The 13,532-nt window shown below is 37.1% G+C and carries 11 protein-coding genes; 4 read left to right on the top strand and 7 right to left on the bottom strand.

What is annotated here, in order from left to right; all coding sequences use genetic code 11:
- Positions 1–400 precede the first annotated feature (400 nt).
- Positions 401–2,344, top strand: a complete 1,944-nt coding sequence (locus tag HMPREF0634_RS05595; protein WP_007789849.1) for a glycoside hydrolase family 13 protein — start codon at positions 401–403, stop codon at positions 2,342–2,344.
- A gap of 90 nt (positions 2,345–2,434) precedes the next feature.
- Complete coding sequence (gene malQ, locus HMPREF0634_RS05590) at positions 2,435–3,913, top strand: 4-alpha-glucanotransferase (protein ID WP_007789821.1); 1,479 nt, start codon at positions 2,435–2,437, stop codon at positions 3,911–3,913.
- Positions 3,914–4,037: 124 nt separating this feature from the next.
- Here malQ and HMPREF0634_RS05585 read toward each other — a convergent pair whose 3' ends face one another.
- The 6 genes from HMPREF0634_RS05585 to HMPREF0634_RS09385 form a co-directional block, all read right to left on the bottom strand.
- The gene (locus HMPREF0634_RS05585) at positions 4,038–5,066 is read right to left on the bottom strand and encodes an ABC transporter substrate-binding protein (protein ID WP_050786365.1); all 1,029 of its coding nucleotides are present in this window, start codon (positions 5,064–5,066) and stop codon (positions 4,038–4,040) included.
- A 75-nt stretch (positions 5,067–5,141) separates the two neighbouring features.
- Positions 5,142–5,948: an ABC transporter permease gene (locus tag HMPREF0634_RS05580; protein WP_007789792.1), complete on the bottom strand. Its 807-nt coding sequence runs from the start codon at positions 5,946–5,948 to the stop codon at positions 5,142–5,144.
- On the bottom strand, positions 5,948–6,814 hold the full coding sequence (locus HMPREF0634_RS05575) for an ABC transporter permease (RefSeq protein ID WP_007789839.1): 867 nt from the start codon (positions 6,812–6,814) through the stop codon (positions 5,948–5,950). The genes HMPREF0634_RS05580 and HMPREF0634_RS05575 overlap by 1 nt, the downstream gene beginning before the upstream one ends.
- A 2-nt stretch (positions 6,815–6,816) precedes the next feature.
- Positions 6,817–7,860, bottom strand: a complete 1,044-nt coding sequence (potA, locus tag HMPREF0634_RS05570; RefSeq protein WP_007789890.1) for a spermidine/putrescine ABC transporter ATP-binding protein — start codon at positions 7,858–7,860, stop codon at positions 6,817–6,819.
- Between the two features lie 22 nt (positions 7,861–7,882).
- Positions 7,883–8,422: a helix-turn-helix domain-containing protein gene (locus tag HMPREF0634_RS05565; RefSeq protein ID WP_007789808.1), complete on the bottom strand. Its 540-nt coding sequence runs from the start codon at positions 8,420–8,422 to the stop codon at positions 7,883–7,885.
- Positions 8,423–8,677: 255 nt separating this feature from the next.
- Positions 8,678–10,144, bottom strand: a complete 1,467-nt coding sequence (locus HMPREF0634_RS09385) for a cell wall-binding repeat-containing protein (RefSeq protein WP_007789811.1) — start codon at positions 10,142–10,144, stop codon at positions 8,678–8,680.
- A 322-nt stretch (positions 10,145–10,466) separates the two neighbouring features.
- Between HMPREF0634_RS09385 and HMPREF0634_RS05555 the strand changes: the two genes are divergently transcribed.
- Positions 10,467–11,243, top strand: a complete 777-nt coding sequence (locus HMPREF0634_RS05555; protein ID WP_007789880.1) for a threonine/serine exporter family protein — start codon at positions 10,467–10,469, stop codon at positions 11,241–11,243.
- Between the two features lies 1 nt (position 11,244).
- Positions 11,245–11,922 (top strand): threonine/serine exporter family protein, encoded by a 678-nt coding sequence (locus tag HMPREF0634_RS05550; protein WP_007789805.1) that lies wholly within the window; start codon positions 11,245–11,247, stop codon positions 11,920–11,922.
- A gap of 128 nt (positions 11,923–12,050) precedes the next feature.
- On the opposite strand, the gene HMPREF0634_RS05545 is transcribed toward HMPREF0634_RS05550, so the two are convergent.
- Positions 12,051–13,250: a dicarboxylate/amino acid:cation symporter gene (locus HMPREF0634_RS05545; protein WP_007789793.1), complete on the bottom strand. Its 1,200-nt coding sequence runs from the start codon at positions 13,248–13,250 to the stop codon at positions 12,051–12,053.
- Positions 13,251–13,532: the final 282 nt, after the last annotated feature.

Here is a 13,532-nt window from a genome sequence, read left to right as displayed (position 1 = left end):
CGATTAGATTTACTTACTTAAAATTAGATACAATCCATACATCATACCATTGTAATTACATATATCATACCATAAATATATATAAATTTTCACAAAATTAAATCAAATTTTTTATACAAGACGAATTACTTTTCAGAAAATCGTTTTTTCTAACATATTGAAGATTATATGAAATAATTTAAATTTTTTCACAAAAACCACCTAATTTTGGTATATAATATATTGTGCTAGTATGTATCCAAAATCAGATTATTAAAAAAGAATTTTAAAACATTTTTTTAATTTAACTTTATTTATGTTGATATATGGGTATAGATAAATTCAGGGTTTAAATTTATAGATAAGAAAAAACAATTCAAAAATACGGTTAAAATAATGAGGATATAATAAAGAGGATAAAATGGAACAGATAAGAAAAGTAATATATAAACAAGAAAGACATAGAAGGCCACTCGGTGGTGTGAAAAACAATGAAAAAATTAGTGTATCAATATACATTCATGAATCAGTAGATTGTAAGTCATTGGACTTTGTCTATTTAAATGACAAGTATCCAGACCAGCTAAATAGGATAGTCATGACCAAGTCAAACCAAAATAAAGGTGGTGCTAGTTATATTTGTAGTCAAGAATATCAAACTTTAGCTACTAATCTATATAATAAGGAACACCATGACTGCAATGAATACATCAAATATTCTGTAGACCTAGGTCCCCTGGAGACAGGACTGTATTTTTACTATTTTCAGCTAAACTACAATGATGGCACTAGCAAAAATATATCTAAAATCAACTACCTGCCAGAGATTACTGACAATCTTATCTGCTGGCAGTTGACAGTTTATGATGCTGACTTCTCTACTCCAGATTGGATTAAGGGTGGTATTATCTACCAGATTTTCCCGGACAGGTTTAAAAGAAGTCCTTCATATACTGCTCCTAGGGCTATCAATGAGGAAGAAAGAACTATTAGAAATGATTGGGGAGGACGTCCTCAATCGGGCCTTGATACGCCTAATTATTCTGCCAAGGACTTCTTTATGGGTAACCTCGATGGTATCAGAGAGAGTTGCTCCTACCTTGAAGGCTTAAATGTAGACCTGGTCTACCTAAATCCTATTGTGGAGAGTTCTGAAAACCATAGGTACTCTACTGCTGACTACAAAAATGTAGACCCTTATTTAGGAACTATAGATAGTTTTAAAGACTTATGTGCTGACCTAAAGAAATCAAATATTAAGGTTGTTTTAGATGGTGTCTTTAGCCATACAGGATCCGACAGTATCTATTTCAACAGGTATGGTAGATACCCTAGTCTAGGAGCCTACCAGTCTATGGAATCACCTTACTATCCTTGGTTTAAATTTATAGAATATCCAGACAAGTATGCTTCATGGTGGGGCTTTGATAACCTACCGGAGCTAATAAAGGAAAATGAGGACTATACAAACTACATATGTAACCAGGAAGACGGTGTACTTAAATATTGGCAAGACCTTGGCGCTGGTGGTTGGAGACTTGATGTGGCAGACGAACTTCCTGACGTATTTATAGATAATCTAAGGAAGTCAATAAAGGCAACTGACCCTGATGCCCTAATTATAGGTGAGGTATGGGAAGATGCAACCAACAAATTTTCATATGGTGTAAAGAGACGTTATCTGCTGGGCGAGCAGTTAGATTCAGTCATGAACTACCCATGGAGGACGGCAATTATCGACCTCTTAAAAGGACAGGATACCCTCCTATTTAAGAATAGGATAATGGACATAATATCTAACTATCCACAGCCAGCCCTAGATACACTTATGAACCTCCTATCTACCCACGATACGCCTAGGATTACTACTAGCCTGGTACTTGATGCAGACAACTTTAAACACGAAAACAAGTTGGGATATAAGTTACCTCAAGCCTTATATAATAGGGCCATAGAACTTGAAAAATTCGCTTCCTTTATCCAGTTTACCCTACCAGGTATACCATCTCTATACTATGGTGATGAAAATGGTATGGAAGGTTTCTCTGACCCATTTAATAGGTATTGCTTTATGGAAGAAGATAGGAACCAGGACATATACGATCATTATAAGGCTTTGACTGCCTTTAGAGCTGATTATAGAAATAGCTTTAAAACCGGCTTCAAATTTGGTTTTGCCAGGGAAAATCTGATCTGCTACTACAGAAATGATATAGCCTGCATAATCAACCTTGGATTCAAACCTGCCCTGGTAGAAGAAATTTTACATGGTGAAAAAATCTTCGGTAACAAGGATGTCCATGTTACATCCTATGGACTAGTAGTAGGAGCCAGGTCTTATACTGCTATGAAGCTTGATAGATAAACATTTTTTTGAAATATAAAAACTCAATTATAATAAATTAAGAAAGGATCCAAGTAGACTAAAGACCAACTTGGATAAAAGGTAATTAATATGACAAATACTAGAAAGGCGGGAATCCTCCTGCCTGTATTCTCCCTACCTAGCAGGTTTGGAATTGGAAGTCTGGGTCAGGCTTCATATGAATTTGTAGATCTTTTGGCCAGAACTGGCCAGTCTGTTTGGCAGATTTTGCCACTTACAGCCACTGCCCAGGACGAGGGATACTCACCATACAAGTCTGCCTCTGCTTTTTCAGGAAACTACGACCTGATAGACATAGATCAGCTTGTTGAAAAAGGACTTTTAGACTGGAACTTCATAAACTCTGTAGACCAGTCCCCTTACCATGCTGACCCTAGATATATAGACTATGGCAAGGCCAGGGCCTTAAAGATGATCTTCTTCAGGGAGGCCTTCAAGAATTTTAATCCAGACCAGGACCAGGCCTATAAGGACTTCAAAAAGGAAAATGCCTTTTGGTTGGATGACTTTGCTATGTATATGGCCCTTAAGGAAGCCAATGGAGAAAAGCCATACTGGGAATGGCCAAATCCAAAAAATGAAGCTAACCCTAATACAGTAGACTTCCACTGCTTCCTACAATACCTATTCTTTGACCAGTGGCACAGATTAAAAAACTATGCCAATGACCGTGGTATAGAAATATTTGGTGATATGCCTATTTATGTTTCTCGTGATAGTTCGGACTTCTACTATAACAGGGATATGTTTCTGACTGACGAAAAGGGTGAACCTAATAAGATATCAGGAGTTCCACCAGATGAGTTCTCTGCAACCGGCCAGGTATGGGGCAATCCCCTATACGATTGGGACTACCTAAAAGACAACAAATTTGACTGGTGGATAAAGAGAATCAAAAAATCACTTGAACTATATGACATAGTAAGGATAGACCACTTTAGAGGGCTAGAAAGCTTCTACTGCATAGACCCTCTTACTAAAGATGCTATGAATGGTCAGTGGGTAAAGGCACCTGGTAAAGAACTATTTGATCAGGTAAATCTTGAAATTAAGGATGCTAAGATAATAGCAGAAGACCTTGGAATTATTACAGATGAAGTTCGTGAACTCTTAGAATACACAGGCTTCCCAGGTATGAAGATAGTCCAGTTTGGATTTAGTTCAGATGCCAGCAACCTTAACCTGCCACACAACTATACGAAGAACTCTGTAGCCTATACAGGTACTCACGACAACAATAGTCTAGCAGAATGGCTAAAGACTTGTTCTTATGGGGAATTTTCATATGCAGAAGCCTACCTAAGGATGTCAGCCTATGATAGGTATACAGAAAGCCTAATCAGGGCTGTAATGATGTCAAATTCTGACTTGGCTATAATACCACTACAGGACTGGTATGACTTTGAAGGATGGTCAAGATTAAATACACCAGGTATAGATGATGGAAACTGGGTATTTAGGATGTTACCTCACGAAATGCACAACAGAGACCTGGAAGGCTATATTAGCTATATCACAGGTTTGTACGGAAGATATAAAAATAGATAATATATTCTATAAACAGATAAAGGGGGCAAGACATTCCAACTTTGGTATGAATGTCTGCTCCCTTTTTACTTATAATCGCTATTAAAATATATAAAGTTTGATTATACGATTTTTTATCCTCAGTCTAATAACTCTTTAACTCAATCCAGGCCTTGTCGTATTCCTTAATTACCTTTTGTATGTCTAAAAAGGCTTCTGACTTATCTAGTAAGGCCTTGTCAGGATACATAGTCTTATTGTTCTTAAAATTATCTGGCAAGAGCTTTCTTCCTTCACTAATAGGGGTTGAATAACCTATATATTCTGTATTTCTTGCGTTTACCTTGGGGTCGCAAAGGAAGTTTATAAAGGCTTCTGCCCAGTCTTCATTGTCAGCTGTCTGTGGTATACAGATTGCATCCGTCCACTTATTAGACCCAGTCTTAGGTATTACATACTCTAGATTGTCATTTTCCTCCTTCATTAGGGGGAAGTCACCTGAATAGAATACTCCCAAAGCAGCCTCTTCAGCTATCATCCTGTCCTTACCATCGTCGTTAACATAGGCCAGTACAAGTGGTTTTTGCTTTATTAACAGGTTCTTGGCTGCATTTATCTGGTCCTTGTCAACCGAATTCATACTGTAGCCCAGCTTCTTTAAAGCTATTCCCATGGTATCTCTTACTGAGTCAAACATGAGTATATTTCTGGAATACTTCTCATCCCAAAGAATATCCCAAGAGTCCACCTTTTCCTTGACCATCTTCTTGTTATATACGATCCCCAGAGTACCCCACATATATGGTACTGAATACTCATTAGTCGGGTCATACTTAGGATTTAAAAATGACTTGTCTATATACTTAAAATTAGGTATATTATTGTAATTTATCTTTTTTAATAGACCTTCCCTGCTCATCTTCTGGACCATGTAGTCAGATGGGAATACCAGGTCATATTTTGTACTACCACTCTTTACCTTCTGGTACATCATTTCGTTGGTATCGTAAGTTGAGTATTGAACATCTATACCTGTCTCTTCTTCAAACTCACTGATAAGGCTCTCATCTATATAGTCCCCAACATTATATACATTAAGGACCTTTGTAGAATCCTGGCCCCCGCCTATACAAGCACCTGTAAATACAACAACTGATGATAAGATTACCGTCATGGCCGTTGCCCTAACTATTTTCTTTTTAAATTTACTATTTATCTTTCTTAGTTTCACTTCTATCTACCCCCTGACCTATGCCTTACCTAAGGCTGAATTCTTGATTATAGAATCCTTCCTATTGGCCAATATCAAAAGTACCAGTACTGTTATAAACATCAGGCTTGATAGGGCGTTTATTTCAGGCTTGATACCACGCCTAGCCATACCGTAGACCTCAATAGACAAGTTGCTAACCCCATTTCCCGTATTAAAGAAAGATATTATGAAGTCATCAATCGACATTGTGAAGGCCATTAAAAATCCTGATACTATTCCTGGCTTGATTTGTGGTATGACAATTTTTCTGATAGCCAACCATGGTGTTGCTCCTAAGTCCAGGGCTGCCTCTTCTACATTGTCGGGTAACTGCCTTAACTTTGGCAAGACAGATAAGATTACATATGGGGTACAGAACATTATATGAGATAGCAACATGGTCTTGAAACCAAAGTTCATCTCGAAAAATGTAAATAGACTCATTATTGCTACACCCGTTACTATATCTGTATTTAAAACTGGTAAATAGTTAATATTCAGGATGGTGGCCTTGGCCTTGCCCCTCAACTTAAATATACCTATGGATGTTATAGTACCAAAGATAGTTGATATGACAGATGCCAAAATAGCGATACTCACAGTGTAATAAAGTGCTGTTAGTATAGTTTCATTCTTAAATAGGGCTATATACCACCTCATAGTAAAGCCATTCAGAACGCCCATAGACTTTGAATCATTAAAGGAAAAGATAACAAGGGCTAGTATAGGTGCATATAAAAATACAAATATTAGCAACAGGTAGATATTCGAGCATAGTTTGGATATTAAATTTCGTCTCTGCATTATACCTTACCTCCTTGTCTTTCATCCTTATCAACCTTATTCATAAAGGCCATAGAAATCAGTATTATAACCATCATAACCATGGATATTGATGAACCCAGGTTCCAATCACCAACTGTAGTAAACTGCTGCTCTATCAAGTCTCCTACCAGCATAGTCTTGCCACCACCCAGTAGTCTGGAAATGGCAAATGTAGTCACACATGGCATGAATACCATCGTCACACCACTCATTACTCCTGGTATGCTAAGTGGAAAGATAACCTTCCTAAAGACTGTTACCGTATTGGCCCCTAGGTCCCTGGCTGCATTTACCAGGTCTTCATCCAACTTTTGTAGTGAGGTATATATCGGTAAAACCATATAAGGTAGGAAGTTGTATATCATCCCCAGCAAGACTGCTGCACTTGTATATAGGATTGAATTTGGCGTAAGTCCAAAAAATCCTAATAGGGAATTTAATAAGCCATTTTTCCCCAAAATTGCTATCCAGGCATATGTCCTAAGCAGGAAATTCATCCACATAGGTAGGATAAACAGGAGGATTAAAGAGTCCCTCCTACTAATTTTAGCCTTGGATATTATGTAGGCCACAGGATAACCTATGATTACACACAAAAACGTAGCTATACCTGCAAGTACAAATGACCTAGTGAAAACCTTTAAAAATAATGGGTCAAAGGCCTGCCTATAATTTTCAAGGGTGAATAGTATACCCCCATCATCTGTCTTTCTAGTAAAAGAATAATAAACTATTAATAAGAGAGGTACGACTATAAATATTAGTGACCATAGGGCATAGGGATATGCCAGCCTAGTTTCTTTTTGTTCAACTATAGTATTTGCTCTATTCCTAATCTTCTTCATAATTATAGGTCCCCCTTATGCATGATATGAATGTCTTCAGGGTTTATAACCATGCCCAATTCACTTCCTATAGGGGCTGTCTTGGTATTTTGTAGAAGCCATAACCTACCACTTTCTTCTACTTCCAGCTCATAGTGGACTCCCTTAAAGACGGAAGACCTCACTATACCCCTTAGCATACCATCCTCGGCACTAGTCATGATGATATCCTCAGGCCTGACAACTACGTCTACATTTTCTCCCTTTTCAAAGCCCTTGTCTACACAGACAAAACGTCTGGATGAAAATTCAACATCAAAGTCATCGTGCATGATACCATCTATGATATTAGATTCACCGATGAAGTTGGCTACAAAGGCATTTTCAGGCTCATTATAGATATCAATAGGGCTACCTATCTGCTGGATTACCCCCTTGTCAAGGACAACTATTGTGTCACTCATACTCAAGGCTTCTTCCTGGTCATGGGTTACAAATATAAAGGTAATTCCCAGCTTCTTTTGAATCTTCTTTAACTCAACCTGCATTTCCTGCCTTAGCTTTAGGTCTAAGGCTCCAAGTGGCTCGTCAAGAAGGAGTACCTTGGGTTCATTAACCAGGGCCCTGGCTATGGCTACCCTCTGTTGCTGTCCACCTGATAATGAAGATATCTTCCTATGCTCAAAGCCCTGCAGGGAAACAAGGGCCAACATACTCTTTACCTTTTCCTCTATAGTGATTGGATCCATCTTCTTAATCTTTAGACCAAAGGCTATATTCTCAAAGACATCCATGTGTGGGAACAAGGCATACTTTTGAAAGACCGTATTTATATTTCTCTGGTAGGCGGGAACACTATTTACCCTATATCCTCCGAAGAATACATCTCCTTCATCAGCAAATTCAAAACCTGCTATAATCCTTAGAAGGGTAGTCTTGCCACATCCACTCGGCCCTAGCAGGGTCAAAAATTCATTTTCGTTTACAGTTAGGTTAAACTTGTCCAATATAGTATTGTCATTAAATTTCTTTGATATATTATTTAGTTCTATTAGCTTATTTTCCAATAAATACACCCCCTATAATATTTTAAAAGGAAGGCGGACAACTTACCCAGATTAGGCTGGCAGGTGTCTTACCTTCATTGCTTATTGAATGGGTCTCTCTTGCCTGGTAGTAAAAACTCTCGCCCTTCTTGACCCTGTATTTTTTGTTGCCCATATGTAGGTATATAGTCCCCTTTAAAACAAATCCAAATTCCTCACCTTCATGTGGCTTCTCTTCCTTGTAAGAACCACCCGGTTCTATATTTACCAAGACTGGCTCCATATCATACTTTTGTGAGTTTGGTACCAACCACTTAAACTGGTAGCCTAGATCCTCATCATAGGTTTCAAACATATCATCCTCAGCAAAGGTAACTTTTTCATTTACCTCATCTGCAAAGAAGTCTCTCAAGTTTGTTCCTAGTATTTCCAATATATCTATAAGGGTAGCAATTGATGGTGATGTTAAATCATTCTCCAACTGCGATATAAAGCCCTTGGATAATTCGCAACGATTTGCCAATTCCTCCTGGGTCAGTTGTTTTTCTGTTCTTAATCGTCTCAACTTTTCACCGATCTCCATCTTATCCTCCATTCTAAATTGTCTTTTTTATATAAATCCCCATAATTTCCTTACTTTTAATAAACTCTAAGTTTATTAAAAGTAAACACTAGATAATTATATATAAAAGCACAAAAAAAATCAATGCTTTTTTATAATTTTCATATTTTTTATATCTACTGTAAAAAGCATTGATTTCAATAATTCTATTCTATTTTTTATTGGTCAAGTTTAATAAATTATGTCCGTAAGTTTACTTTTATTAAACTTTACCCATTAATAACCAAGTATGGTTTTTGACACCGTATTATATCCACCTATGATATAGTTAGTCTTATTAAGAGTAAGTTCTTTATTATCCCTTGATATTGAATTCTTCTTAACAAGTAGTAGGTTTTTACCACCGTTGTTTAATAGGTTGACTGCACTTAGGGCATCTGCGAAACTACTACCATTAGCCAGTATGTTTTCATTATATTTCAATACTTGGGCAACCTGGTTTGATGTAGATTCCCTATCCTGCCCGAATATCCTGTATACCTTGTCTCCCTTTACAGACTTTAGCCTATTCTCTATATCAAGTCCTACTGAATTTTTCCCACCTATTATATAGGCATCCCTATATATTGCTAAATTCTTAGGCAACTTGTCTAGGCTGTTGACCAATAGGATTGGTGAATTTAACTTCTTTGCAAGTGGTGTTGCTGAAAGGGCATCTGCAAACTTTCTACCATCAGTGAATACGATATGCCTAGATGAGCCAAATTCCTTTACTAACTTAGCAGAAGTCTCATACCTGTCACTACCAGATATCCTTCTAACATTTAGGCCTGGTAGCTGTGACACTACACTGGCTGGAACTGAGTTTAGGCCACCAACTATTATTATATTAGTAGCTCCTAGGTCCTTAATCAGCTTAACTGCCTCTTCCTTTAGGCCACCCTTATCAGAAAATATGATCGGTGCATTGTACTTCATAGCCAGTGGACCTGCAGCAAGCGGATCTGCAAAGCTATTTCCTGAGGCTACTACTACTGTTTGACTTGACTTAAAAGTTTTCTTTACCGACGCAAGATTTGTAGCGAACCTATCATTACCACTAATTCTCTTCTCATTAGTCGGCTGTGATGGATCTGGCTGTGGATTAGGCGTAGCTGCATCTCCATAAGTTGCATTTATAAAGAAACTCTTGTTAACTATCTTACCATCTGACTCCCTTAGGGAATAGTATATACATAAGGCTAGGTGGTTGCCTGCCTTTAAGTTTGCAGTGTTTATAGTTAAACTAAACTTCCCATCCTGAGTATTAACATTGTATTTAGGATTTGAAATCAGGGCATCTGAAGTAGGCACAAATTTCTTGTCTGTAAACTCCTTGTCTGTAAGTGTGTATACAGATACACCTATACCCCTGACTAACTTACCACTGATTACACTTTGACCTAGCTGTATTTTAGTCGGCAATTCAATCGCAACCTTGGCATCAGCCTCAATCTTTGACTTTACATCAGCCAGATTTTCTAGCTGGACAGCTGAATTTGCCACAGTATCCTTATTATCTTTTGCCAGGCTAGTAGTTACATCCTCTCTTTTAAGGTTGTCACTTGATATGATTTCTTCAGCCACCAAGTTTGATTGGCCATCTACCACCTCACTTGACTCTGCAAAGGCTAAACTACCAGCATATGCCAAGACATTTACAAGCATAGACAGGGTAAGTACCATCGATATCTTTCTATTCATTTTTAAATACCTCCTTATTAACTACATATTCTGTATTTTTTATATACCTGTAGCTATTTATATGGTTCCATGTCGATATTACTATAGGAATATTGACTTTAGCTTAAAAATATAAAACCATATTTTTTTATATTTTAACATATAATCCTTAATTAATGCAAATTTAGTCCATAAAGCTCCAGTATATATCCCAATAGGCTCATTTTTCTAAGATAGGCTTATATTTCATCTTTTATTTTCAATAATTCCAAAATACAATACAGATTTTTACTTTTGTGTTATACTAACTATGTTAAATAGAATATAGATTGGAGGTAATAACTTGAAAAATAGGCTTGAAGACAAGGAATATAAGAAGCAAACCATCAAGCTTGCCCTCTTCCTGGGTGAACTCCTGGTAAAAAACGGGGCAGAAACCTATAGGGTTGAGGATAGCGTCCTTAGGATTTGTAAATCAAGGGGCTATAATCATATCAACTGTTTTAGTACTCCAACGGTAATTATAATATCTGATGACAAGTTCGATGGTCTATGCTTTATGAAAACCATAGATAGTAGGGGAATAAACCTAAATAAGGTCTCCCTCTTGAATAATTTTTCTAGGGAATTTGTAAATATGGTTGATCCTGATATTGAAGAAGAAATAGAAAAATTACATGAAATAGACAAACTTAAAACCTATCCAAGGTGGGTCTACCTACTTGGTACAGGTATTGGGTCTGCTGGATGTGCCGCTGTTTTAGGTGGTAACCAGATGTCGACATTTTTATTAACTGTCCTAACGTCTATACTGGCAACCTTTGTATATGATAGTACCCTAAAATACAGTTCTATCAGTATGTTTGCTACTATGTTATCATCTTCAGTTATCACAATTTGCGGGGTAATACTCCACAAACTAGGTATGATACCTGATGCATCATCACTTATAGTAGGGTCTATAATGCCCCTACTACCCGGAGTGGCCTTTATAAAATGCATGAGAGACCTTATATCAGGAAGTCTTATGTCGGGTGCGGCAAGGATATTTGAGGTCTTTATTATCTTGGCAGCCATAGCCTCTGGTGTGGCCCTGGTAATAGGAATAGGAGGTGTATAGGATGATAACTCAAGTACCCCTATGGCAACACTTTATTTTCGCAGGTCTTGCAACTTGTGGCTTTGCCATTTTTTTCAACGTCCAGCCAAAGTTATTGTTATGGACAGCCCCTATAGGAGCCCTTGGCTGGCTAGTTTATGTACTAGGTGTCTTCAATTATGAAAACCCTATGATATACTCTTTTACAGCTGCGGCAGTCATATCTCTATGCTCGGAAATTCTTGCAAGAAGACTTAAACAGCCGGCTATTTTATTTGTGATCCCCGGCATACTACCCCTGGTACCAGGTGTTGGCCTTTACCAAACTGTCTACTCGATTATGTTTAAGAAGTATGGTCTGGCCGCAACTATTGGTACTAAATCTGTTATAGTAAGCATTGGTATAGCCCTGGGAATCCTTGTAGTAGCTTCACTGTCAAGGGTATTCAACCTTTACCAGTTGAAAAAAGCCTTCTCCAGGAATGATACTGCCAGGTATGTTGACTGGGTCAACCTGGGAAAAAACAGGACTGGCAATCAGTTCGTCCTTGATAGGGATGAATTAAACGAACACTTAAATAGCCTGAATATAGATACTGAGTCTTATAAGAAGTCTGACCTGGATAAGATGGAAAAAAATAGTTCTCAGGATGTTATCCTGGATAAGAAGTCAAAAGATAATAACCTGGATTTAGGTTAATAGTAAGGGGCCTAGTTTACAAAAATCTAGCCCCTATTTTTATTTATTAATTATATACGTATAAAAAACAGCACCTAAGAAGAAGTTTCTTCCCAGATGCTGTTTTAAATTTTCAGCCTGAATAGATACTAGGCACTCTTTTTAATTTTTTTGCTATATAACCTATCCACAAATACTGCAATGGCATTGTCACCGGATACGTTGGCAGCTGTACCAAAACTATCCTGAGTAAGGTATAGGGTAATCATCAACTGCTGCATTACCTGAGACGTAATACCAACCATTGGTAAGAATGGTAGGGCTGACATGATGGCACCACCCGGAGCTCCTGGGGCTGCAACCATTGCTATACCCAACATAGCTATAAAACCAAATATAGTCGTAAAGCTAAATGGTAAACCGTTCATTAGTAGAACTGCAACACTACAAGAAGTGATAGTGATCATAGAACCTGCTAGATGAATTGTAGCACATAGTGGCACTACAAAGTTTCTAATATCTTCTGACACACCATTCTTTGCTGCGCATTCAAGGTTAACTGGTATAGTAGCTGCTGATGACTGAGTACCAATAGCTGTAACATAACCATTAACCTGGTTTCTGATAAGTCTAAAAGGATTCTTACCAGCATATGTACCTGAAACTATAAACATAGCACTCACATATAATAGGTGTAATACGATTACAGTCAAGAATACCTTCCAGAATATAGAAAGAACACTTACTACTGCACCTGTATACGCCATATTTGCGAAGTTACCACAGATGAACATTGGTAGTAAAGGTATGATAATAGTACTTAAAATTCTAGATATAATTGCTTCAAAATCATCAAAAGCTTCATATAGAACCTTACCCCTACCCTTTGACTTCAACCAAGAAATGCTTAGACCCATGATAAAGGCAAATACAACTGCACTTGTAACATCAAGCATTGGCTTAAGGTTAATCTTGAAATAAGTCTCAAGTGCTGGAACATTACCCTTAACCTTTTCAATAAGATCTGCTGTAATAAATGTTGGGAAGAAGTTGCTAGCCACGAAAAATGCTATTGTTCCGGCAACAAGTGTTGAACAATATGCTGTTGCTGCTGTAATTCCCAATAATTTACCAGCTCCATCAGATAATTCTGCTATACCCTTAACGACAAAACCTATGATCATTAGTGGTATGATAAAGCTTAAAAATTCACCAAACAAGCTTGCTAGCGTTATTAAAACTCTCAATAAACCTGTTGGTATAAAACTTGCACTACCAAGGCCAATACCGATTATAATGGCTATGATAAGCTTAGAAACTAAACCCAGTTTGAATTTTTTCTTTTCCATTTTTTACCCCCTATTTAATTTGTTTTTGTTTCCTAAGAAAACCCAATCTCAGCTAATATTTTAACATATTAAAAATATAAAATCAACAGTAAAAAATTATTTATTTTTCTAGGGTAAAACAAATTAGTTATTTTCATTTTATATATTATTTTTGAAAAATACTTTATTTCATTTTTTAGAGGATATATTTAAAGATAGTTGATTAAAAATTATCTTCCTAGCCCTGATACAAGACCTGTCTGTATAAAAATATATCAATTAATTATGAACTAGTCTTGACAT

The sequence above is a fragment of the Peptostreptococcus stomatis DSM 17678 genome (assembly GCF_000147675.1).
In the GTDB taxonomy this organism is placed as follows: domain Bacteria; phylum Bacillota; class Clostridia; order Peptostreptococcales; family Peptostreptococcaceae; genus Peptostreptococcus; species Peptostreptococcus stomatis.
The sequence above is the reverse complement of the archived record's forward strand: the minus strand, read 5'-3'. Positions and strand labels throughout refer to the sequence as shown.